This window comes from Streptomyces sp. TAA486 (assembly GCF_000426165.1).
Genome location: NZ_AUEV01000030.1, coordinates 1 through 2275, shown reverse-complemented (window position 1 = coordinate 2275; position 2275 = coordinate 1). Strand labels below are relative to the sequence as shown.

The 2275-nt window shown below is 67.3% G+C and carries 2 protein-coding genes; both read right to left on the bottom strand.

What is annotated here, in order from left to right; genetic code table 11:
• Positions 1 to 1200: amino acid adenylation domain-containing protein (locus I004_RS0127745; protein WP_158677131.1), on the bottom strand; the 1200-nt coding region annotated here is incomplete at its 3' end.
• On the bottom strand, positions 1193 to 2275 hold a 1083-nt coding region (locus tag I004_RS36525), incomplete at its 5' end, for a condensation domain-containing protein (RefSeq protein ID WP_037978180.1). The genes I004_RS0127745 and I004_RS36525, both read right to left, overlap by 8 nt.

The window sequence follows — 2275 nt, the reverse complement described above, 5'->3', positions numbered from 1 at the left end:
GCCCCCGTCATCCCCGAACGGATTGGCGATGAACGCCTCGGCCGTCAGATCCGGACGGCCCAGATAGCCACGCGCCAACCCCGCCCCACCGATGTGGAGTTCGCCGGCGACACCCACCGGAAGAAGCTGCTGGCGCGAGTCGAGGACATGAAGCTGCGTCCCGCGAATGGGGCGGCCGATGTGGACACGCTCAAGGTCGGGCTCGTACCGCGCGAGGCACACGCCGACCGTGGCCTCGGTGGGGCCGTAACCGTTGAAGAACGCGCGGCCGGGCGCCCAGACACGGACGAGGTCATGTGGGCATGCCTCGCCGCCGACCGTGATGCAGCGTACGAACGGCAGCGAATCCTCAGGCAGCGTGGAGAGCGCCGACGGCGTCAGGCTGATGTTCTCGACGCCCTGCTCGATCAGGAGACCGGCGAGATCGGGCCCCGTCATCTGCATGTCGGGCGGCGGCAGGATCAACGTCCCGCCCGACAGCAGCGCCGCGGAGAACTCCCATACGGAGATGTCGAAGCTCAGGGAAGTGCCCTGGAGCACGCGCTGCGGGGCATCCAGCCCGTAGTTCTCGTACTGCCACTGGGAGATGTCCCGGAAGCCGCGATGAGGGACCTGCACACCCTTCGGCCGGCCCGTCGAGCCGGACGTGTAGATCACATACGCGAGGTCGTCGACCGTCCCGCCCGACTCCGGAGCCGTCTCGGGCCACTTCTCCAGCTCGGACCAGAAATCCTCGACGGCCAGGACAAGTGCGTCCGACTCGGGAAGCACACCGAGCACCGACCGCCGTGCCAGCACCACCGGCAACCGGGCATCCGAGACCATGTAGGCCAGGCGCTCACGCGGGTACGTCGGGTCGAGCGGTACGTAGGCACCGCCGGCCTTCATGATCGCGAGGAGTCCGACGATCATCTCCGCGGAACGCGGCATGGAGAGGCCGACCAGGGTCTCCCGTCCGACACCGCGGTCCCGGAGAAGATGCGCGAGCCGGTTGGACAGCCGGTCCAGACAGGCGTAGCTCAGCTGGCTGTCGCCGAAGGAGACCGCCACGCGATCGGGGCAGCGGCGGGCCCATGCCTCGAAAAGCTCGTGGAACGACGCCGGCTGCGCTGCCTGCTGCTTGGCCTGCTGGAGCCGGAGACGCAGCATCGCTTGCTGCTCCGGAGACAGGTTCTCAAGCTGAGGAAGAAACTCACTCATGATTCTCACTCGTCTCGGTAGCCGGTGAAGCACTCAGATGTGGGGCCTGAAGATCGCTGGGCGACATTCCCTGAACCTCTGCGACGAGTTGTTCAAGGAGCTCGCGCTCTTCGGCGGTCTTGATTCCTGCCGCGAAGGCCGACAGGTCGAAGTCGGCGTCGATCACGGTCTCTTCGGGCGCGGAGTTCCCGTGCTGGAGGATCTGCCGGCGTTCCTCGTCCGTGAGGACGGTGATCTCGCTCAGCCGCGCACCGGGGTCCCCGGCGATCTGCGAACAGATGCTCCGGAGGTGTCCGAGCATGCGTTCCACCGCTTCTCTCTCGAAGCGCCCGGTGTCGTACTGGACGGAGATCCGGAGCCGGTCGTCGGGCACCGTGGCCACGACGGACAGTGCATAGTTGCTGCGTTCCTCGGAACGGGTCATGTCGAAGCGGAGCGCCGCCGATTCGTCCTTCTCCACGGGGTAGTTCTCGAAGACGAAGAGGCTTTCGAACAGCGGCGCGCCGGTGGGCAGTTCGCTCCACCGCTGCACGTGCCCCAGCGGGCTGTAGTCGTACTGGCGCATCTGCAGGTTCTGCTCCTGCAGGCCCTGGAGCCATTCGAGCGAGGAACTGTGCTCGGGCATCTGCACGCGGAGAGGCAGCGTGTTGATGAACAGGCCGACCATGCGCTCCACGCCTTCGACCTCGGACGGGCGTCCGGAGACGACCGTGCCGAAGACGACGTCGTCCGTGCCGGCGTAGCGCCCCAGCAGCAGCGCCCAGCAACCCTGCAGGACCGTGTTGAGGGTCAACCGGTAGGCGTTGGCCAGCTCGTGCAGCCGGCTGGTGTCCTCCTCGCTGAAGGAGACACCGACCTCGGCCTGGCCGCTCGCTTCGACCGGCGCCGCCCCTGCCGTGACGTGACGTTCGATGCTGAGCGGGGTGGCCTGCTCGACGGCCTTCAGGGTCTCGCGCCAGTAGCTCTCAGCCTGCTCCAGATCCTGGCGTTCGAGCCAGGACACGTAGTCGCGGTAGGGCCGGGTGGGCAGCAGCTCGATGTGCCGGCCCTGCGTGAGCGCGCCGTACCACTGGAC